Source organism: Amycolatopsis jejuensis, from assembly GCF_000717335.1.
In the GTDB taxonomy this organism is placed as follows: Bacteria; Actinomycetota; Actinomycetes; order Mycobacteriales; family Pseudonocardiaceae; genus Amycolatopsis; species Amycolatopsis jejuensis.
The window spans coordinates 65822-86137 of sequence record NZ_JNYZ01000020.1 but is presented as its reverse complement, the minus strand read 5'-3'; the positions used below and the strand labels follow the sequence as shown (position 1 = coordinate 86137).

The following is a 20316-nucleotide window of genomic DNA, read 5'->3' as shown; positions in this document are numbered from 1 at the left end:
AGCTGCCAGCGCCTCGCGCGTGCCACCGGTGCTGCGTGAAGTGCTCGCGCGTGCCACCGGTGCTGCGTGAAGTGCTCGCGCGTGCCGCCGGTGCTGCGTGAAGGGCCGGGGCCACCCCGGCCCCGCCGCCGGGCCTTGCCACCGCGGAATCCGCATGCTTAGCCTTGGCGGATGACGGATTCTGGGCGTCTCCGCGGCGCTGGGACACTGCCCGCGGAGCTGACCGGGTTCGTGGGCCGGAGCCGGGAACTGGCGCTCGGAGCCCGTCGGCTGGCCGGGGATCGGCTCGTCACCCTCACCGGCACCGGCGGCGTCGGCAAGACCCGGCTCGCGGTGCGGCTGGCGGCGGAGGCCGCGGACGAGTTCCCCGACGGCGTCCACTTCGTGCAGCTGTCCGAGATCCGGGAACCCGCGCTGCTGCCGGCTGTACTGGCCGCCGTGCCGACGCTCGTCCCGCCCGGCGGCGACGGTGCGCTCGCCGAACTGCCTGCCGGGCGGAGGCTCCTGATCGTGCTCGACAACTGCGAGCACCTGCTCGACGCGTGCGCCCACCTGGTCGGGCAGCTGTTCGCGGCCGGACCGGCGGTCCACGTGTGCGCGACCAGCCGCCAGCCGCTCGGCGTTGCGGGCGAGACCGTCCTGCCGGTGCCACCACTGCAGGTTCCCGCGCCCGACGACCCGGATGAGCTGGTCCGCGGGTCCGACGCCGTGCGGTTGTTCGTGGACCGGGCGGCGGCCGTGCTCCCGGAGTTCACCCCGGACGCCGCCGCGTCGCGCACGATCGCCCGGATCTGCCGTCGGCTGGACGGGATCCCGCTCGCGCTCGAACTCGCCGCCGTCCGCCTGCGCACGCTCACCCTCGACGACATCCTCGGCATGCTCAGCAACCGCCTCCGGCTCCTCACCGCGGGCAGCCGGACCGCGCCCGGCCGGCACCAGACGCTGCGGTCCTCGATCCGCTGGAGTTTCGACCTGTGCACCGCCGCCGAGCAGCGCGCGTGGGCCGATCTTTCGGTGTTCTCCGGCACTTTCGACCTCGACGCCGCCCGCGCGGTGTGCGCGCCCGGCGCGGACGACGTCGTCGACCTGCTCGGTGCGCTCGTGGACAAGTCGATCTGCGTGCGGGAACCCGGCACCGGGCCGACGCGGTACCGGCTGCCCGGCGCGCTGCGCGAGTTCGGCGCCGAGCAGCTGGCCGCGGCCGGTGCCCCGGACCGGGCGCGGGACCGGCATACCCGCTGGTACGCGCAGGTCGTCGAACGCGGGCACGGCGCGTGGATGAGCCCTGGCCAGGAGGAGTGGGTGTCCCGGCTGGCCGCGGAACAGACGAACCTGCGGGCGGCGATCCGCCGTGGGCTGGCCGAGCCGTCGCTGGTGCCGATGGTCAGCCGGATGGCCGTGCAGCTGGGCGATTTCTGGCTTGCGCGCGGCCTGCTCGCCGACGGCAGGCACTGGATCGGGCAGCTGCGCGGGCATCCCGGCGTCGAGGACACCGTGCGGATCGACCTGCTGTGCCTCGGCGCGACGCTCGCCGCGATCCAGGGCAACCGCGCCGCCGCCGCGGCAGACCTCGCCGAGGCCGCCGGCCTGACGGCCCGGTTCGGCGACCGGTATCTGGCGAAACTGAAGTACACCAACGGATTCGTCGACACCTTCGCCGGCGACGCCGTCTCCGCGGCGGAAGCGCTGGAGTGGGCGACCGAGCGGTTCGGCGCGGAGCACGACGATTCGGCTCTCATTCATGCCCTCACCCTGCAGCTCATCGCGGCAGTGGTCGCCGGAGACCCGGCCGCGGCCGAACAGCACGGCGCAGCCTGCCTGGATCTCGCGGATTCCTCGGGGGACGCGTGGATCCGCGCGTCGGTGCACTGGTGGCTCGGGCTGTCGGCGTTGTCGGCCGGGCAATTGCCCCGGGCGGGCGAAGGATTCGCGCTGAGCCTCGAACTGTTCCTCGACCTGGACGTGGGCATCGGCGTGGCCATGTGCGTGGAGGCGCTGGCGTGGCTCGCCGCCGCACAAGGCTCCGCCGACCGAGCCGCGTACCTGCTCGGCGGAGCCGCGACGCACTGGCACGCGGCAGGCACCGACGTCACGATCATGCCCTGCCTGGCCGGAAAACGAGAGGACTGCGTCACCCACCTGCGCCGAAAACTCGGCCCGGCCCGCTTCGACCGGACCTGGCGACGGGGCCGGTCCGGAACCACGCGCGAGGTCCGCGAGGCCGGATTCGAGACGGCGACGGCCCGGCCGGCCACCGCTGATCCGACGGAACAGCTGACCCGCCGGGAAAAGCAGGTCGCGGCGCTCATCGCGAGCGGGCTGACCGACCGGCAGATCGCGGCGGACCTGGTGATCGCGCCACGGACGGCGGAATGGCACGTCGAGCGGATCTTGACGAAGCTCGGGTTCTCTTCGCGGGCCCAGGTGGCGGCATGCTGGGCAGCGCACCACGGAATGGCCGCGATCGGGTAGCCGGGGCCGAAGTCCGGGAGAACTCCCGGCGCCTACGGCCCCCGCGAACAGCGACGATTTCCCCGCCGGAGGGTTTCCGGCCGAGCCCAGGACCGCCTGGTGTCTCGCACGCGCTGCCCGGCGGAGGAAAGCATGACCCGGATCGTCGACCACATCGTTCTCGAATGCTCTCCCGCCGACCTCGCCCCGACCTCGGCCCTCCTGCAGAAGGCCGGGTTCAAGCTGGAGGACGAGGTTGTCACCAGGGGGGAGGGCCTCCAGTCGCACCTGCTGTCGATCGCGGGCGGGGGCTTCATCGAGATGTCCGCGCAGATCGACCCCGGCTCCCACAAGTTCGACCTGTTCGCCCACGCGACCCCGCGGCTGGTCGTCGGCGCGTACACCACCGGTGACGGCGCCGCGGACCTCGCGCACATGCAGGCGCACCCCGGCGGCGGCAAGTCGTTCGCCTGTTGTGGTGGCTGGCAGCGGACCCGCGACGACTCCTGGGGCTACTACGTGGGCATCATGCCGACCGACGTCCTCGAATCGCGCGAGACCGGCGTCTTCTTCCATCTCCAGGACCGCAGGCTGTTCCCGCTGCCGTACCCGCATGCCGCGGACACCGCGCCCGCCCTGCGCAAACTGACGCTCACCGGCTCGTCGGCCGGCCTCTGGCGCAAGCGGCATGTGGAGTTCTTCGACCTGCCCGAACGCGACGGGTCGCTCTGGGCCGGTGAGACCGAGCTCGTCTTCAACCAGAGCGAAGCCACCGACAACCAGATGGTCGCGACCTTCGCGGTACCCAACCCGGAGGTCGAGGTCCCGCTCGCGGGCGGCGCGTTCGAGTTCGTCCCGCAGCACTGAGCACCCCCCGCTCGACCGCACCGGGCACCGCCGTCCGGGTGAACCCGGGGAACCGGCACCACCTCCCTCCCGTCCCAGTTGCCGACTTTCCCGGACCGGGTGCCCCGCACCCGGCGGGCTGACATACTGGTGCGCGCGTTCGCGTCGGACACTGCGAGCGCTCGCAAGGGGAGGTGGGCCGGGGTGAACACGCACCGGGTTTCGGACTGGGCCGACGTCCGTGCGCTGGACAAGAAGCAGGGGCGGCAGGAGCACCCGGACGGGCGGCCGCCGACGGCAGGCTCGGTGCACGATCCGTCCGGGGCCGGGACCGCCGAGATCGTCGCCGAGGACACCGGCGTCATCGAGCTGGACCCGGCCGAGATCGCCGCCGCCGACGCCGAGCTCCAAAAACGCCATGACGAGCTCACCGGCTACCTGGAGCAGGCGAAACAGCTCACACATCCGCTGAAGGACGGCACCAGCCCGGTCGCCGCGCACCTGCGGAAGGCGTTCGGGGTGCGCGGGTCGGCCGACGGCGGCGTACAGACGATTCTGCAGCAGTACCTGGACGAGCTGTCGGCGCTGCGCTCGGCCATCCGGGCGGCGAGCGCGGGCCAGGTCCGGCAGGAAGCCGACGCCCGCGACTCGCTCACCGCGCTGCGCGACCGGGCGGAGAACGGGGGGACGCCGGCATGAGCCGGAAGCACGGGTACGAGCGGCTGCCGTACGAGGAGCACCGCAAGCACCGGCTGTGGAGCGAGGACCACCCCCTCACCCCCGCGCAGCGCAGGCGGGTGCACCGCACCCAGCTGATGCAGCGCGCCAACATGCGGGACGAGTCCTTCGGCAAGATCAACTGGAACGCCTGGGCGCACACGACGCTGTACGACATGATCATGACCGCGGACCCGGCCGAGATGGGCAGTTCCGCGCACCGCTGGGCAAAGCTCGCGCTCGATGTCGACACGTCGACGGCGGCGGTGCACAAGACGGTGCAGAAGCTGCTGCTTTCGTGGCGGGGCGGGGCGGCGGGGAATGCGGCGCAGTCGGCGTCGAAGCTCACGTCGTGGGGCGCTGGGGCGAGCGAGACGATGCGGACCGTCGGGGACCGGCTCGACCACTACACGAGCGCGGTCGAGACGGCACGGCACAAGATGCCGGAACCGGTGTTCTACGTGGCGGAGAACCAGTTCCGCGACGGGTACGACCTGAACGCGGCCGCCGGTCCGAGCGGTGCGGTGATGGTGGACCAGCTGCTCGACGATCACTTGCCCGCCAAGCGGAACGCGGCGCAGGCGAAGGCCGAGGCCGTGCGGGTGATGGAGGGGTACGAGAGCACGAGCAAGGGCGTGCACGATCGGCTGCCGCATTTCACGTCTGCGCCGTTGGCTACGCGGGTGGATCCTGGTACGGGGTCCTCTTCTGCCGGTTCTTCCGGGGCTGGTTCCGGTTCTGGTTCCGGTGACACCACGACGGTGTCGTCGGTTGCGCCTCCGGCGGGCGGTGCGGTGCCGGGGGTCGGCGGGCCGTCGGCCGGAATGTCCGGTTCTCTCGGGGTTCCCGGTGCGGTGGGCGGGGCGCTCGGGGGCGGCGGATCGGGGAGCGGAAGCGCCTTGCCCGGCGGATTGCTCGGTGGCGCAACGGGTCCCGGCGGGGCGGCCGGCGCAGCACAGGCGGCGGCCGGGATGCGGGGCGGCCCGGGGACCGGCGGCGGGTTCTTCCCGCCGATGGGCGGGATGGGTGGCCAGCGCGGCGAAGGCGACGGCGACCACCAGAACCGGTACACCAAGGGCAGTGCCTTCGACTTCCTGGAGGACATGCCTGCCGCGTACCCGCCCGTGCTGGGCGAGTGATGGCCAGGTACCTCACCGGTGCGGACGGCGTCGTGCTGTCGCATCTCGAATTCGACCTGCTGTGGAACGATTTCGACCTCGGGCCGGCGCCGTACCCGCTCGAAGTGCCTTCGCACGGCGCGACGATGGACGATCGGGACGTGCTCGGCGCCCAGGTCGCCGAAGGGCTCGCCGCGGCGGGATTGCTCGACGCCGAGGACGAACTGCACCCGCGGCTCGGCGAGCTGTTCGCGCTGCTGGCCGATCCGGTGTACTCGGTGGACCTGCTGGTGTTCCGCGATCCGCCGTTGCGCGCGCTGGCCGCGGCGGGGCGGAAACTCGGCGTGCTGGCCGTGCTCGACGCCGGTGAGCTGGCGCTGCGGCCGTGCCTGCCGGACGAGGTCCCGATGCTGGCGGCGAGCGTCGTCGGGACGGCCGGACCCGGGCCCGGCGACGCGGTCCGGCTGCCGCGCGACGCGTTTTCCGCGGCGATGCAAGCGTTTGCGGACAGCGGGCACGACGCGTTCGAGCGCGTGCTGGCGCGGGCCGGGATCGCCGGGCGCGACCTGCGGGCGCTGTCGACGCTGGTCACGACGCCGCGGGCCGGGTACGGCCAGCTCGCGGTGAACGGCCCGGGCGGGCGGTCGCCGGTGGTGGCCTGGTACGACACGGAAGCGGGCCGGTACGGCGCGGTCGTGCAGGAGAGCGCCGGTACCCGCTGGGTCACCGTCGCGCCCGCGGACGGCGCCTGGCTCGCCGACCGGATGACCGCCCTTTTCCGCGAAGTGTCATCAGATCGGGGGACTCGGGAACCGAAAGGGCAGGGCGGCGCGTCTCACTTCGGGTAGCTGAGAGGTGCCTTTCGAAGGGGGCGGGAAATGAGCAGGTTGTCGGCCGGGGAGATCGCGCAGCACGCGTACCGGGCGGGTTTTCGCGGGCCCGCGCTCACCACGGCGGTCGCGGTGGCGCTGGCGGAGTCGAGCGGCAACACCCGCGCGCACAACGGCACCCCGCCGGACAACTCGTACGGGCTGTGGCAGGTCAACATGCTCGGCTCGCTCGGCCCGGCGCGGCGGCACGAGTTCCACCTGAAGTCGGACAACGAGCTCTTCGACCCGGATGAGAACGCCAAGGCGGCCTGGGCGATTTCGGGGCACGGCAAGAGTTTCGAACCGTGGTCCACGTATACGAACGGGGCGTACAAGAGCCATCTCGCCGCGGCGCGGAAGGCCGCGGAGGACGTCACCCGGCATCACGGCAAGGGGCATCCCGGTAAGCACGAGCCGAAGCCGCATCAGGGTAAACACGGTAAGGACGGCGGCTTCCGGGCGGATCTCGAGCAGTTCATCGCGTACGAGAAGAAAACCGAGCGCATCGCGAGTGAGCTGGTCACGGTGGGGAAGCGGACGGTGCACCGGGTCACCGGGATCGCCAAGGACAGCTTCGGGAAGGTCGGCGAGGAAACCGGGTTCGCCGATGCGCTGGGCGATTTCAGCCGGTCACTGGAGTCGCAGGTACGGGCCACCGGGGCGAACGCACGCACGCTGAGCGCGTCGGTGTTCCGGGCCAGGAAGACGTACGCCGGGGCCGACGCGGAGGCGGGGTCGGCGATCGCCGCGCAGGACATCAAAGGCATTCTGGGCTGACGGAGGGGGAGTTCCGTGCTGGACACCGCAGGCGTCGCGACGTTGTTCGCCGACGAGATGAAGACGCACCACGGCAAGCTCCGCGGCAAGGCCGCGGATGCACAGGCCGCGCAGCAGGCGCTGCAGAAGGCCGCGAACGAGATCACCGAACAGTACGACGTACAGCGCAAGGCCGCGCACTCGCTGCTGAATGCCTGGCAGAGCAAGGCAAACCCGGCTTTCGAACGGGACAGTGCCAAGTTCGGCCGCGACCTGAAGGTCACCGCGCAGGCGAGCCGCCACGGCGCCCAGGTGGTCGGCGAGGTCACCGACGCACTCGCCGGGCGGCACCAGGCCACCGGCAAGCTGCTCGACGAGTTCATCGCCAAGGCCCGGCGCCTCATCGACGCCGGATACCTGCTGGCGCGCAACGGAAGCCCGGCCGCACTGCTGCTGGCGATCGGCGACGTGGCCGACCTGGCCGGGAAGTACCTCAAGGAATCGTCCGGGCACCTGAAGAACGCACGCGAGGAAATGCAGGAGGCGGCGCGCAGACTGCGCGCACTGCAGAAGGAACTCGGCCACGACGGTGTCGCCGATCACGGCCGTACCGGCAAGCACCAGGCGCACGTGCGGCATCGGCAGCACGAGCAACACAAGAAGCACCAGCAGCACCACGGCAAGACCACCGTGAGCCACAGCAAGAAGGTCGACAAGATCCTCGACCACGCACGGCACAACCTCGGCTTCCACGAAGGCCCGAACAACCGCAACAAATGGGGTCCCACGGGGCAGCCGTGGTGCGCATATTTCGCGACGTCGATGTGGCGTTCGGCCGGGGTGGACATCCCGAAGTACGGCTTCACCGGCGACGTCTACAAGTGGGGCCAGCGCCACCACCTCGCCTACGACCGCGGCGCCATCGCCCACAACGCCCGCCCCGGCGACACGATCCTGTTCGGCGACGGACCTTCGTGGGGACACAGCCACCACATCGGGATCATCGAAAAAGTCGAGGGCAACAAGATCACCACGATCGAAGGCAACGCGGACGACCAGGTCGAGCGCATCACGTACACCCTGCCGAAGGACCTGCACCGCTTCTACGGCGGAGTGCACCCGAAGTGACCACCACCGGCACAGCACGGCAATCCGGGGTGACGGCGGAGGTCGCCCCGGGCGGCGCGTTACGGCACCTGGAACTCACCGCAGCAGCCCTCCGCACCGGCGGCCCCCGCCTGGCCGACACGATCCTGCGAACCGTCCGCGAAGCAACGGCCCAGGCGAACGAACGCGCCCGCCACCTGCTGGAAGCCGAACTGGGCCCCCTCGGTGACGAACTGCCCCGGCTTGGCTTGTCCCGCGAGGACTCGACGGCGGCTCACGCGGAAGACACGACGCCGACCATGTGGAGCAGGTGATGGACCCCTTCCGCGCGCCAGATGCTCCGGGTGGCGCTGGCCGCGCACCGGGGGTTGAGGATGGCGCTGACCGTGCACCGGGGGTCCCGGGTGGCGACGACCGTGCACCGGAGGTCATGGATGCTGACGACCGCGCGCCGGAGGCCCCGGATGGCGACGACCGCACCATCGACGACCTGATCGAAGTCGCCGACGAGATCCCCGAGCGGCTGGGCCTGTCCGGGGGCCTGGCCGCCATCCGGGCGTCCGCGCAGCGCTATGGCTTGAGCGTCACCGTGGACGTGCACGGAATGCTGGTAGCCCTGAACATCAGCGAAACAGCACTGGAACTGGGCCCGGACGCACTGGCCGCAGAAATCTCCCGCCTGGCCACGGAAGCCGGTACCGAGGCACTGCGTCGCGGAATGCAAGCCATCCGGGCGGGTTGTGTCCCGGCCGTCGCCGCCGCCGTCGAAGACGTCCTGCCGCTGGATGATCCCCCGGAACCGACTCCGGCCGCAGACCCCGAGCCAACCCACCGCTCGCGGCCCCGCCCAGCCACCGAAGACGAGGAGTTCGTGCTGAAACCCGTGACCGACTGACCCCAGGCCCGTGCACCCGGCCGCAGGTGATGCCACTCTGGGGACATGACGCACTACGTACTCGCGCAGTCGGTAACCCTCGCCGCCGACCTGGAGGCCAAGGGTTTCCTGGGGACCGTCGGCAAGATCGCCGCCGCCACGATCATCTTCTTCATCGTGATCGGGCTGGTCGCAGGCCTGGTGATCGGCTACTTCGCAGGCCGGGCAGTCGGCCGCAGGCAGGGCAGCCGCAGCTGACCCCCCGTCGGATACCGCTCATCTCGGGTGTACGGCGAGCGCCTGCCGTGCCATCGGTCCCCACCAGCGTGTCGACGAACTCCTCTCGCGGCCACTGGGCCGGAACGAGTCGCTCGCACCGGTACAGCAGCAGGCCCGGGTCGGACATGGAGAACCGGCCCGAGGCCGGGCCGTAGCCGAGAGCGCTACGCCTGGCAGGCGTGCCGTCCCCGGATCTCCACCGCTTGCGCGAGCGTGACGGTTGTCCGGAACGGGACAGAACCTCTCCCAGGGCTTCTCCCGCCACTGCACCACTTCCTATCCTGGACGGAAAATCACCCCCGGCGAGGGGATCGTCCATGCGGACCATGGTTGTGGTGCTGCTCGCTCTCGCGTTCCTCACGGTCCCGCGCGCCCCGGCGCGAGCCGATACCACGGTGTGCGTGGTGTCGTGCGACCGGCTCGACCCCTCGCGGGCGGCGCAGGAGAGTTTTCCCTTGCCGGACAAGGGGATCAACGGTCGCGTGGTCCGGCTCCACGTCTCGGATCCCGACGGGATGGCCTGGGCAAGCATCGACAACGGCCACACCGGCGACGCCGTCTGGCTCGACCGGTCCTGGGACGGCGGCGCCACCTGGGACGGCCTCCTCGGCAAAGCCAGCATCCCCGGCACCTGGACCGGAACCCGCACCCTCATGTACAACATCACCGACCCGGTCGGTCATCGACGCGGCCTCATCCGCGCATGCGGGGATGCACAAGGCGTCGGATGCACCGGCTGGATCTACCCGACAGTCTGCGACACCACCTGCGACGGCGTCCCGCCCGGCACCGGGGACAGCCAGCCAGTACCGTCGGCGACCATTTTCGGCCGAACCATCCGGCTCCACTTCGACGACCGCGGCATGGCCTGGGCCGGAATCGACGAGGGCAGCACCGGAGACGAGGTATGGCTCGACCGCTCCTGGGACGCCGGTTCGACGTGGCCAGGAGGTTCCTCACTCGGGCGGACCAGCGTGCCCTCCGCCGCGCGGGCTGTGGCGCCCACCGGAGAGGGCGCGGGCGTCGAGACCGGCGCGGCGACTGGCGCTGTGGTGCCTGCTGCGAGGGGCGCGGGCGTCGGGACTGGTGCGGCCACTGGCACTGTGGCGTCCGCTGTACGGGGCGCGGGCGTCGGGACCGGCGCGGCCATTTCCACCGTGGTGCCCGAGGCAAGTGACGCGAGCATCGAGACCGGCGCGGCCACTCGCACTGTGGTGCCTGCTGCGAGGGGCGCGGGCGTCGGGACCGGCGCAGCCATTGGCGCTGTGGTGTCTGCTGCGAGGGGCGCGGGCGTCGAGACCGGCGCAGCCACCCGCGCCTTGGTGCCTGCTGCAAGGGGCGCGGGCGTCGGGACTGGCGCAGCCACTGGCACTGTGGCGTCCGCGGCAAGGGGCGTGAGCGTCCAGACTGGGGCGGCCGCTCGCGCCGTGGTGCCTGCCGCAAGGGCTGAGAGCGTCCCGACCACCGCAGCCACCCCCACCGTGGCACCCGCCGCAACGGGTGCGGGCGTCCTGACCACCGCGGCCACTTCCGCCCGCACCCCGGCCTTCGCCACCAAAGACCCGCGCGGGCGGATGTTCGGTGGGGCTGTCCGGGCGTGTGGCCGGGAAGCTTCTCACCAGCAAGGCGCGTGTACCGCCTGGGCTCGCCCAGCGCAATCGCGCGTTGCGGCGGCCGCCGATGCGCTCCTCTGGTCCCACGACACTTACCGTGCGTGGTGGGCGTCCAGCTGGTGGAACTCCGCAGTTGCCGTGACCGCACTGGCGGATTCCGGGTTACCCGGCCTCGATCCGGTGCTCGCCAGGGTATTCGACGTGAACCGGGCGGCATTCCCCGCCGGGGAGCGGAGTTCCGATCCCATCGAGGGTGACTTCGTCAGCCGGGCGATCGACGACAGTGCCTGGTGGGGTCTCGCCTGGATAGCCGCCTACGACCGTACCCACGAAAGCCGCTACCTCACCGAAGCCACCACGATCGCCGACTACGTGCGCGGCTTCTGGGACCCGGGCACCTGCGGCGGAGGCGTGTGGTGGGATCGCGAGCGGACGTACAAGAACGCGGTCACCAGTGGTCTGTACCTCCGCCTCACCGCCGCACTGCATCGGCGCATCGGGGGCGACACGACATGGGGTGACCGGGCCCGCGAGGCAGGCGACTGGTACCTGCGCAGTGGCCTGATCAACTCCGCCGGCCTGGTGAACGACGGCCTCACGTCGGGCTGTGCGAACAACGGCCAGACCGTCTGGACGTACAACCAGGGCCTCGCGATCGGCGGCTTCACCGAGCTCTGGCGCGCGACCGGCGAACAGTCCTATTTGGACACTGCGCGGCGGCTGGCGGACGCGGCGATGTCGGGTCTCACGTCCGGTGGCATCGTGACGGAATCGTGCGACTCGGGTACCTGCGATGACAACCAGAAGCAATTCAAGGGTATTTTCCTGCGTTATTTCGGCGACCTCGCGGACGCGACCGGTGCGTATGGTGATTTCGTCCGGCGGCAGGCGGATTCGATCTGGAACAACGATCGGGACTCATTGAACCGGATCGGACAGCGGTGGTCCGGTGGGACGCCGAATGTCGTTGATTGGCGTACGCAAGCGTCCGGATTGGAAGCCTTGATTGCGGCCCATCAATAAAGAAAGGGGCCCGGGCGTCCGAGAAGAAACGCCCGGGCCGTCAGAATACCTCAGGAGGGGACATTCCAGCGTGGTTCTGCGCAATCACGCAGCGCCAAGCGGGTTCCCTCCGCGGTCGCGCCGTTCTGGGTACCCAGGCATTGGCCGGATTCGGGGTTCAGAATGCTGCCGTCACCCCGGATTTGCCACGTTTCCGCGCCGGAACCGTCACAGTCCCACAATTCGCCCGACGAGCGCAGGCATTTGTCGAGGGAACGCAGCGTTCCATCGCGGACCGTCCATTGCTGGGCGCTGGTGTGGTCGCATCCCCACAGCTGGACCGGGGTTCCGTTGGCCCGTTCGGAAAATGCGACGTCGGCACAGCGGCCGTCGGCGCCGGTGAGCTCGCCCACGGCGTACGGCCGGTCGCCGCGGATCAGGTAATCACTGTTCGCGACATTCCAATGGGTCGCAATATACGTCCCGGCCGGTGGCCTCGTGTTGAAGTAATCGTCACCATTGCAGTCGATCTGGTTTTCCGGCGCGCCCGGGCACGATTTCACCAGATGCCCCGGCGGATTCGGCAGGCCGCCGTCGTCGTAGCACATGATGTCCTCGTCGTCCCAGCAGTGGCCGTTGCTCGACGCGTGCGGCGCGCTCGACTGGACCGCGCCGAGCGTGTGCAGCAGTTCGTGGCCGCTGGCCTGCCACGACCAGCATCCGGTCCCGACCGTGGCGTAGTTGCCGAAGGCGAGGCCGCAGCCGTCTTTGTCGTACCAGACGAGGTATTTGCGGTCGCTGCGGTTGTACCCTTGCTTTCCGATTGCGTCCGCGATCGTCTGCGGATCAGTGAGGACCGACGGGTCGATGGCCACGTCGTCGATGGCCGCTCGGCAGCCGGAATCGGTGACGAAACGAACATGCCGGATTTCTCCGCCGAGGCGCAGACCGGCTTCTACGAAAATGTCATCGATTTGGTCGGCAAAGGTACGGAATTGTTCGGCGAGCTGGTCGTGTCGATCGGGTTGGTTCGTGGCGTGGACATATACCGCCTGAACACGATTGCCACTGTGGCCGTCACCGTCGCATGGTGTCGAATGGGCAACTGCAGCGGGTGACGGGATTGCCGTTGCCGGAGCGGAAAACGACAGCGCACCGGCAAGGAGCGCCGCCGCGATCGCCACGGCTCGGGTTCTTCTTTTCACGGATTCCGCCTTTCCTCGGTGGGGACACTGGGAACAGCCGGGAATTCCGCCGGGGGACCGCGGAAAAACCCTGCCGCCCCGGCGTGGTTGCCAGGGTAAAGACGGTGGGTGATTCGTCAACCGCAGCGCCGGGATTGACCGTTTTTCTGTCTCGCCGGGTACGGACGGCAGTGCGCCCGGGCATTCACGGGGAACACCCGGGCGCACCGGAGGAAGATCAGCGGATCAGATACGCGCTGTTCGCCACATTCCAGTGGGTGGCAAGGTAACTACCGGCTGCCGGTTTGGTGTTGAAGTAGTCGTCGCCGTTGCAGTCGATCTGGTTTTCCGGGGCGCCGGGACACCGTTTCACGAGCTTGCCGGGCGGATTCGGAATACCGCCGTCGTTGTAGCACATGATGTCCTCGTCGTCCCAGCAATGCCCGTTCTTCGTCGCATGCGGGGCACTGGACTGGACCGCGCCGAGGGTGTGCAGCAGCTCGTGGCCGCTGGCCTGCCACGACCAGCATCCGGTGCCGACGGTGGCGTAGTGCGGCCCCGCGTTGTAGGGGTTGTTGGCGCCCGGCCGGTCATTGCCGCCGTTGCCGAAGGCGAGGCCGCAGCCGTCTTTGTCGTACCAGACGAGGTATTTGCGGTCGCTGCGGTTGTACCCTTGCTTCTTGATCGCGTCGGCGACCTTCTGCGGCGACGCCATGGCCGACGGCGCGATGGCGACGTTGCGGATCACCGCGTGGCACTGTGCGTCGGTGACGAAGCGGACGTGCCGCTTCTGCCCGCCGAGCCGTTTGGCCGCTTCCACGAAATTCGCATCGATCTGGTCGGCAAAGCCGCGGAATTTGCCGACGAGGCTGGCGTGCCGGTCGGGTTTGTCGGTGGCGCGCACGTAGAGCGCTTCCACGCGCTTCCCGCTGGTGCCGTTGCCGTCGCACACGGTCGACTGCGTGGCCGGGGCGTCGGCCGTGGCTGGGGCGTCGGCAGTGGCCGGGGAGACGAGCGACAGCGATCCGGCCAGGAGCGCCGCCGCGATCACGGGGGCGCGCAATCCTCTGCTCACGGGTGTATCCGCCTTTCCGATCGGGACTCGGGCGTTGCTGGAGTCTCGCCGGAACGCGGTGGCCGGGTCTTCACGGTCGGGCCGCAAGATCGCTGATCGGAGCACACTTGTGCCAGTGGCACACCTGATGTATACATCTTGTCCATGAGCAGTCTACGACCGGCCGGGTCCGCACAGGACGTGACGTACCGGTTCCTGAAGAAACGGATCGCCGAGCTGCCGCGCGACGGCGGGACGTTCCTCACCGAATCGGAGGTGGCGGAGGCCGCGGGCACGTCGCGGACCCCGGTGCGCGAGGCGCTGCTGCGGCTCGAGGCCGAGGGTTTCCTCGAGATCGTGCCGAAGAAGGGCGCATTCGTGCCGCCGATCTCGGACGCCGAGGTGCGGTCGGTGATGGAGGCGCGCGAGCTGGTCGAGGACTGGTGTGTCCGCAAGCTGGCGTCGCATGCGGACGCGGCGTTTTTCGCGGAGCTGGACGACCTGCTTGCGAAGCAGCGCGAGCTCGTCGCGGATCCGGTGCAGTTCATCGAGTACGACCGCGCTTTCCACCGCGCGATGGTGCGGCGGGCGGGAAATCCGGTGCTGGGGGAGTTCTACGAATCGCTGCGGGACCGTCAGGTGCGGATGGGCTTGCGAGCCGTGGCAGGCAGCGAAACCCGCGCGGAACGAGTGCTGGCCGAACACGCGGCGATCGTGGCGGCGCTGAGGTCGGGGTCGACGGAGGAGGCGGGGGACGCGGTGGCGACGCATTTGTCGAGCACGATGGCGGCACTCCGGGTGGGGGAGCGGTTGTGACGGCGGCGGGCTGGGGGTGTGGGCGGCCGGGGGTTGGTGGCGCTTCGGGTGGCGGAGGGGTTGTGATGGCGATGGGTCGGGGGTGTGGGCGGCTGGGGGTTGGTGGCGTTTCGGGTGGGGGAGCGGTTGTGACGGCGGCAGGTTCGGTGGTCGAGGTAGTGGGTGGCCGGAGGTTCGTGGCGGTGCTTCGGGAGGGGAGGGTCGGGACGGCGGGCGGGCGTCGGCGGCGCTCCGGACAGGGGAGCGGCTGTGATGGCGCCGGTGGCGGAATGCGGAGTGATCTGGCAGCCCGGCGGATTCGGGGCTTGTCGTGAATCGCGGTTCGGTGGATCGCGTGGTAGCCGCGTGCAGGTGCGAGGGCGGCACCGCTGTGGAACTGCGACCGGCGCAGCGGACCAGCACCCGGTGACCTCACTGCAAATCAGGGAGTAGCAATGAAAGTCGCGATGATCCAACTGGCCAGCCCACCTCACGAGGAGCCCGCTGAGCGGCGCCGTCGGGTCGGGCGGATGGTCGAATCGGCCCGTGGCGCCGATCTCGTCGTGCTGCCGGAACTGTGGGCCGCCGGGTACTTCGCCTTCGACACGTACCCCGCCGAGGCCGAGGCGCTTGACGGGCCAACCGTCCAGGCGGCCAAAGGGTGGGCGCGGAGTCTCGAAGCCCACGTCCACCTCGGGAGTTTCATCGAGCGGGACCCGTCCGGGCGGTTGTTCAACACCGCCGTCCTGATCGCGCCCGATGGCAGCATCGCGCATACCTACCGCAAGATCCACGTCTTCGGGTACGCCTCGCGCGAAGCGGAGCTGCTCACCCCCGGCGACGCGCTCGACGTTGCCCAGACGGGACTCGGGCCGGTCGGCGCGACGACCTGCTATGACCTGCGGTTCCCCGAACTGTGGCGCGGGCTGGTCGACCGCGGGGCGAAAACCGTCGTGGTACCTGCGGCGTGGCCGGCGGCGCGGCGAGAGCACTGGCGGATGTTCACGTCGTGCCGGGCGGTCGAGGAGCAGGTCCTCGTGATCGCGGTCAACGGCGCCGGGACGCAGCACGGCGGGGTCGAGCTGGCCGGTACCAGCCGGATCGTCGACCCCTGGGGCACCGTGCTCGCCGAAGCGGGCGGCGGTGAGGAAGTGGTCCGCTGCGAGGTCGATCAATCCATTGTGGACACCGTACGCGCCGATTTCCCGGTGCTGGCCGACCGGCGGTGGCCGGTGTCCGAAAAGGACTTCACGGGAGTGGGAGCATGATCAGTCTGCACGTGGCAGGAACGGGGGAGGAGCTCGCCTTTGCGCCGCAACGGCTCGTGGTGGCCGGTTACACCGGGCGCGACGAAGCGGCCGTGGAGGAGCACATCGCCGAACTGGCGGCGATCGGCGTGCCGCGTCCGCCGTCGGTACCTGCATTCTACCATCTCGACCCGGCATTGCTCACCACCGCGCCGGTGGTTGGGGTGCCCGGCGCGGGCACGTCCGGCGAGGTCGAACCGGTGCTGATCCGTTGCGCCGAAAGGTATTTCCTCGGCGTCGGATCCGATCACACCGATCGCGAGCTGGAGCGGGACAGCGTCGAGCAATCCAAAGCGGTGTGTCCCAAACCGCTCGGTGAAGTGGTCGTCGAAGCAGGACCGTCCATTCCGGACTGGGACCACGTCGTCGCGGACTCCAGCGTCGACGGATTTCCTTACCAGAAAGGGAAACTGGCTGCGCTGCGGCATCCGGTGGACCTGCTGGAACGCCTCGGCCCGGTCGACGGCGACTTCGCGCTGTACTGCGGCACGCTTCCGTTGCTGGGCGGCGAATTCGTCCCCGGCGCGTACTGGCGTATCCACCTGGAGCTGCCCGGCGGCCCGACCCTCACCCACGTCTACGAAACCAAGCAGAGGAGCGAATGATGCGCAGCGGAGCCGATTATCTGGCCGCATTGAAAGGCCCCCGGCGGATCTACGTCGACGGCGCGCCCGTCGAGGATGTCGCGCACCATCCGGCATTCGCGCCGATCGCGAAGACCATTGCGGAACTGTTCGACCTGGCGGCCGACCCGGCGTCCGGCATGACGGTCGCTGACCCGGTCACCGGAAACGCGGTCAACCGCCTGTTTACGCCGCCGCGCAGCCGCGAAGACCTGGCCGCTTACCGCGCCGCGGCGACCACCTGGGCGCGGCACACGCATGGCTGGGTCGGCCGCAGTCCTGATCACGTCGGCGCTTTCGTGGCAGCGTTTTCCGCCCATCCGGAGGCGTTTTCCCAAGGAGACCGCGACTTTTCCGCCAATGTAGCCGCGTATCACCGGCGGGTCGTGGAGGAAAACCTCTATGTCTCATACGCGATCATCCCGCCGCAGGTGTCGCGCGCGACCACCGCGCACGCGTGGGAAGGCGATCTGATCCAGGCGGGCGTTGCGGAGGAACGCGAGGACGGAATTGTCATCCGCGGCGCGCAAATGCTCGCTACCGGCGGCGCGGTGGCCGACGAGATTTTCGTGTCCTGCATCAAACCTCTCGGTCCGGAGGACGCCGATTTCGCACTCGGCTTCGCCGTTCCGGTGGACGCCGAAGGGCTGAAACTCTACTGCCGCCGCCCGTATGCACCGGCCGCGACGAGTTCGTACGATTACCCGCTCACCACCCGCTACGACGAAACCGACGCGCTGCTGGTGTTCGACGACGTATTCATCCCGTGGGAGCGCGTGTTCGTCTACCGCGATATCGCGGGCCTGCGTCGGCAGTTCTTCGACACCGGCGCGCACGTTTTCGGCAATTGGCAGGCGCAGATCCGGTTCATGGTCAAGACGCAGTTCATCGCCGGGCTCGCGCGGAAGGTCGCCGCGGTGAACGGCGTCGACAAATTCCCTGGCGTGGTCGAGAAACTGGGCGAGCTGGCGAGCCTCACGGCGGTGGTCGAATCGTCGGTGCTGGCCGCGGAATACACGGCGGAACCCGACGAACAGGGCTTGTGGCGGCCCGGCGCCCGTGCGGTGTACGGCGCGATGGGCCTGCAGGCCGAGCTGTACCCGCGGCTGCTCGCGATCCTGCGCGACCTGGTCGGCGGCGGGGTGCTGCAGGTACCTTCGAGTGTCGCGGACCTGCTGAATCCGGAAACGCGCGCCGACATCGATCGGTACGTGCACAGTCCGTCCGCGCCTGCCGAGGAACGGGTGAAACTGTTCAAACTCGCGTGGGACGTGGTCGGCAGTGAATTCGCCGGACGCCATCACCAGTACGAAATGTTCTACGCCGGCGCGCCTTTCGTAGTGAAGGGCTACGCCTTCCGCAACTACGGTTTCGACGAGGCGCTCGGCGCCGTCGACGCATTCCTGTCCAGCTACGAGGTGAGTGACCGATGAGCAAACCCGAGCACGAATTCTTCCCGGTCACCGACATCGGGTACACGATTTGTCCCGGCGGGGACCCGAAAATCACCGAGCGGATTCTCGCCAAGGACCCGGAAACCGGCGTGGCGACCAGGATCCTGCGATACGAGCCCGGTGCCGATTCGACCCCGATGGGCGTGCAGAAACATGATTTCTGGGAGGAGGTCTACCTTCTCGAAGGTTCGTTCACCGACCTGACTCTCGGCCGCACGTTCACTGCGGGCATGTATGCCTGCCGCCCGCCGGGCATGCCGCACGGCCCGTGGCGCACCGACGAAGGCGTTGTCACGTTCGAGGTCCGCTATCCTGCGCGAGGCGCCGAGCCCGAGGTGCCCTGATGATCACCACACCAGCCGAGGTCGACCCGCTGACGATGCGCCGGACGATGGGGCGGTTCGCGACCGGCGTCGCGGTGGTCACCACGCGCGCGGCGGGGGTGCCGCACGGAATGACGGTGAACTCGCTGACCTCCGTCTCGCTCGAACCGCCATTGTTGCTGGTGTGCTTGACGATCGGCGCGCGCAGCACCGATGCCGTGGTGGAGGCGGGACGGTTCGCGGTCAACATCCTGTCCGCGCGGCAGGAACAGCTCGCCCTCCGCTTCGCGCGCCGCGGCGAGGACCACTTCGCCGGACTGGAGGTGACCGAAGGCCGCCACCGCGTCCCGGTGATCCCGGACGCCTTCGCGCACCTCGAATGCGACGTGGAACGGCATTTCGTGGCCGGTGACCACGTGGTGGTGTTCGGCCAGGTCCGCAGTGTCTGCGAACGCGACGGCGAACCACTGGCATTCCACAGTGGACGGTTCGCCGACCTCACCGGCCGGGCCGCGGAGCCCGTGCACTGGTTCTTCTGAGCAGTTTCCGAGTCCTGGAGCCGAAAATGGCCGACCCGCAGAGTGCCCGTACCCGGAAACACACCCGATTGGGGGTGGTGGCGGCTTCGAGTCTCGCCGGCACCGCCGTCGAGTGGTACGATTTCTTCTTGTACGGCACGGCATCCACTCTTGTCTTCAACAAACTCTACTTTCCTGCGCACGATCCCATGGTCGGCACCGTCCTCGCGTTCGCCACGTACGCGGTCGGATTCCTGGCTCGTCCGGCCGGTGCGGTGGTGCTGGGCCACCTCGGCGACCGGAAGGGCCGCCGGTCCACGCTGATCGCGAGCCTGCTGCTGATGGGCGCGTCCACGTTCCTGATCGCGCTGCTGCCCACGTACGCGGCAGTCGGCGTGCTGGCACCGGCGCTGCTCGTCGTGTGCCGTCTGGTGCAAGGGTTCGCGCTCGGCGGCGAATGGGGCGGTGCGGTCCTGCTGGTGTCCGAGCACGGCGACAGCAGGCGGCGCGCGTTCTGGTCGTCGTGGCCGAATGTCGGGCCGCCGCTGGGCAACCTGCTGGCGGCCGGGGTGCTCGCCGTGCTGGGCGCAGTGCTGCCCTCGGCGGAGTTCCTGTCGTGGGGCTGGCGGATCGCGTTCGGGCTGTCCGCGGTCCTGGTCCTCATCGGGCTGTGGCTGCGGCTGTACGTCGCGGAAACGCCGCTGTTCAAGGAGGCGCCGAAACCCGCGGGGCTGCCGGCCGGAGTGGTGCTCCGCAAGCACTGGCGCAGTGTGCTGCTCGCGGCGGCGACGCGGTTCGGCGAGAATGCCGGGTTCTACCTGTTCTCGCTGTTCGTGATCACGTACGTCACCACGGTGCTCGGCATGCCCAGTTCCGTCGGGCTCACCGCGGTGCTGGCCGGGCAGGCGTGCGCGGTGGTCACGATCCCGCTGTTCGCACTGCTCGCCGACCGGGTCGGCCGCCGTCCGGTGTACCTGGTCGCGTCGGCGGCCACAATCGTCTGGGCGTTCGTGTTCTTCGCGCTGGTGGACACGCGCAGCCCGGGCCTGATCACGGTCGCGGTGGCGGGCGGGTTGCTCATTTTCGCCGCGTACAGCTCGGTGATCGGCGCGTTCTTCGCCGAGCTGTTTCCCACCGAGATCCGATATTCCGGGGTTTCGCTGGCGTACAACCTGGCGTCGGTGCTGGCCGGGTCGCTCGCGCCGATCATCGCGATCGGGCTGTATGCGAAATTCGGGACCGGGTATGCGATTGCGGTGTACCTGGCGGTGATGGGCGCGATTTCGCTGGTCGCGTCGCTGATCGCCAAGGAGACGAAGTCGGTGGACCTGGGTGCGGTCGCCGGGAGTGCTGCGGGTAAGGCGGAAATCCGGGCCACCACCGCGGAATGACGCCGGGAAGCGCGGCTCAGGCAGGGTCTCAGCGA

The 20316-nt window shown here is 69.6% G+C and carries 21 protein-coding genes; 19 read left to right on the top strand and 2 right to left on the bottom strand.

Annotation, left to right across the window (positions count from 1 at the left end):
* Window positions 1-171 precede the first annotated feature (171 nt).
* The 11 genes from OO71_RS26525 (at window position 172) to OO71_RS52405 (ending at window position 11653) form a co-directional block, all read left to right on the top strand.
* The gene (locus OO71_RS26525; protein WP_033292613.1) at window positions 172-2472 is read left to right on the top strand and encodes an ATP-binding protein; all 2301 of its coding nucleotides are present in this window, start codon (window positions 172-174) and stop codon (window positions 2470-2472) included.
* A 132-nt stretch (window positions 2473-2604) separates the two neighbouring features.
* Window positions 2605-3318 (top strand): hypothetical protein, encoded by a 714-nt coding sequence (locus tag OO71_RS26520; protein ID WP_033292612.1) that lies wholly within the window; start codon window positions 2605-2607, stop codon window positions 3316-3318.
* A 183-nt stretch (window positions 3319-3501) separates the two neighbouring features.
* Complete coding sequence (locus OO71_RS26515) at window positions 3502-3996, top strand: hypothetical protein (protein ID WP_033292611.1); 495 nt, start codon at window positions 3502-3504, stop codon at window positions 3994-3996.
* Window positions 3993-5153 (top strand): WXG100 family type VII secretion target, encoded by a 1161-nt coding sequence (locus OO71_RS26510; RefSeq protein ID WP_033292610.1) that lies wholly within the window; start codon window positions 3993-3995, stop codon window positions 5151-5153. Before OO71_RS26515 ends, OO71_RS26510 begins: the two co-directional genes overlap by 4 nt.
* Window positions 5153-5980 carry an ESX secretion-associated protein EspG gene (locus OO71_RS26505; RefSeq protein WP_033292791.1) on the top strand — a complete coding sequence of 276 codons (828 nt, stop codon included), beginning with the start codon at window positions 5153-5155 and terminating at the stop codon, window positions 5978-5980. The genes OO71_RS26510 and OO71_RS26505 overlap by 1 nt, the downstream gene beginning before the upstream one ends.
* 30 nt (window positions 5981-6010) lie before the next feature.
* Entirely contained in the window at window positions 6011-6778 is a 768-nt protein-coding gene (locus OO71_RS26500; RefSeq protein ID WP_033292609.1) for a transglycosylase SLT domain-containing protein, read from the top strand.
* A gap of 15 nt (window positions 6779-6793) precedes the next feature.
* A complete protein-coding gene (locus OO71_RS26495; RefSeq protein ID WP_245633782.1) occupies window positions 6794-7885 on the top strand; it encodes a CHAP domain-containing protein in 1092 nt (363 codons plus the stop codon).
* Window positions 7882-8178, top strand: a complete 297-nt coding sequence (locus tag OO71_RS26490) for a hypothetical protein (RefSeq protein ID WP_033292608.1) — start codon at window positions 7882-7884, stop codon at window positions 8176-8178. Before OO71_RS26495 ends, OO71_RS26490 begins: the two co-directional genes overlap by 4 nt.
* A 116-nt stretch (window positions 8179-8294) precedes the next feature.
* Entirely contained in the window at window positions 8295-8759 is a 465-nt protein-coding gene (locus OO71_RS26485) for a hypothetical protein (protein ID WP_051792216.1), read from the top strand.
* 45 nt (window positions 8760-8804) lie between these two features.
* Window positions 8805-8996 (top strand): hypothetical protein, encoded by a 192-nt coding sequence (locus tag OO71_RS26480; protein ID WP_033292607.1) that lies wholly within the window; start codon window positions 8805-8807, stop codon window positions 8994-8996.
* Window positions 8997-9334: 338 nt separating this feature from the next.
* The gene (locus OO71_RS52405; protein WP_245633781.1) at window positions 9335-11653 is read left to right on the top strand and encodes a glycoside hydrolase family 76 protein; all 2319 of its coding nucleotides are present in this window, start codon (window positions 9335-9337) and stop codon (window positions 11651-11653) included.
* A 50-nt stretch (window positions 11654-11703) separates the two neighbouring features.
* Here the strand turns inward: OO71_RS52405 and OO71_RS26470 are convergent, their stop codons facing one another.
* The gene (locus OO71_RS26470) at window positions 11704-12507 is read right to left on the bottom strand and encodes an RICIN domain-containing protein (RefSeq protein WP_245633780.1); all 804 of its coding nucleotides are present in this window, start codon (window positions 12505-12507) and stop codon (window positions 11704-11706) included.
* A 45-nt stretch (window positions 12508-12552) separates the two neighbouring features.
* Here OO71_RS26470 and OO71_RS52400 point away from each other — a divergent pair, with 45 nt between their 5' ends.
* Complete coding sequence (locus tag OO71_RS52400) at window positions 12553-12750, top strand: hypothetical protein (RefSeq protein WP_245633779.1); 198 nt, start codon at window positions 12553-12555, stop codon at window positions 12748-12750.
* 304 nt (window positions 12751-13054) lie between these two features.
* Here OO71_RS52400 and OO71_RS26465 read toward each other — a convergent pair whose 3' ends face one another.
* Complete coding sequence (locus OO71_RS26465) at window positions 13055-13891, bottom strand: hypothetical protein (protein ID WP_033292787.1); 837 nt, start codon at window positions 13889-13891, stop codon at window positions 13055-13057.
* A gap of 144 nt (window positions 13892-14035) precedes the next feature.
* On the opposite strand from OO71_RS26465, the gene OO71_RS26460 reads away from it, so the two are divergent.
* The 7 genes from OO71_RS26460 to OO71_RS26430 all read left to right on the top strand — a co-directional run bounded on the left by OO71_RS26460 (window position 14036) and on the right by OO71_RS26430 (window position 20281).
* The gene (locus tag OO71_RS26460) at window positions 14036-14686 is read left to right on the top strand and encodes a GntR family transcriptional regulator (protein WP_033292605.1); all 651 of its coding nucleotides are present in this window, start codon (window positions 14036-14038) and stop codon (window positions 14684-14686) included.
* A gap of 434 nt (window positions 14687-15120) precedes the next feature.
* Window positions 15121-15933 carry a carbon-nitrogen family hydrolase gene (locus tag OO71_RS26455; protein ID WP_033292604.1) on the top strand — a complete coding sequence of 271 codons (813 nt, stop codon included), beginning with the start codon at window positions 15121-15123 and terminating at the stop codon, window positions 15931-15933.
* Window positions 15930-16577, top strand: coding sequence for a DUF2848 family protein (locus tag OO71_RS26450; RefSeq protein WP_033292603.1), 648 nt, complete (start codon window positions 15930-15932; stop codon window positions 16575-16577). The genes OO71_RS26455 and OO71_RS26450 overlap by 4 nt, the downstream gene beginning before the upstream one ends.
* Window positions 16577-18028 carry a 4-hydroxyphenylacetate 3-hydroxylase family protein gene (locus tag OO71_RS26445; RefSeq protein ID WP_033292602.1) on the top strand — a complete coding sequence of 484 codons (1452 nt, stop codon included), beginning with the start codon at window positions 16577-16579 and terminating at the stop codon, window positions 18026-18028. The genes OO71_RS26450 and OO71_RS26445 overlap by 1 nt, the downstream gene beginning before the upstream one ends.
* Entirely contained in the window at window positions 18025-18393 is a 369-nt protein-coding gene (locus OO71_RS26440; RefSeq protein ID WP_033292601.1) for a cupin domain-containing protein, read from the top strand. Before OO71_RS26445 ends, OO71_RS26440 begins: the two co-directional genes overlap by 4 nt.
* Entirely contained in the window at window positions 18393-18911 is a 519-nt protein-coding gene (locus tag OO71_RS26435; protein ID WP_033292600.1) for a flavin reductase family protein, read from the top strand. The genes OO71_RS26440 and OO71_RS26435 overlap by 1 nt, the downstream gene beginning before the upstream one ends.
* Window positions 18912-18937: 26 nt before the next feature.
* A complete protein-coding gene (locus OO71_RS26430; RefSeq protein WP_033292599.1) occupies window positions 18938-20281 on the top strand; it encodes an MFS transporter in 1344 nt (447 codons plus the stop codon).
* Window positions 20282-20316: the final 35 nt, after the last annotated feature.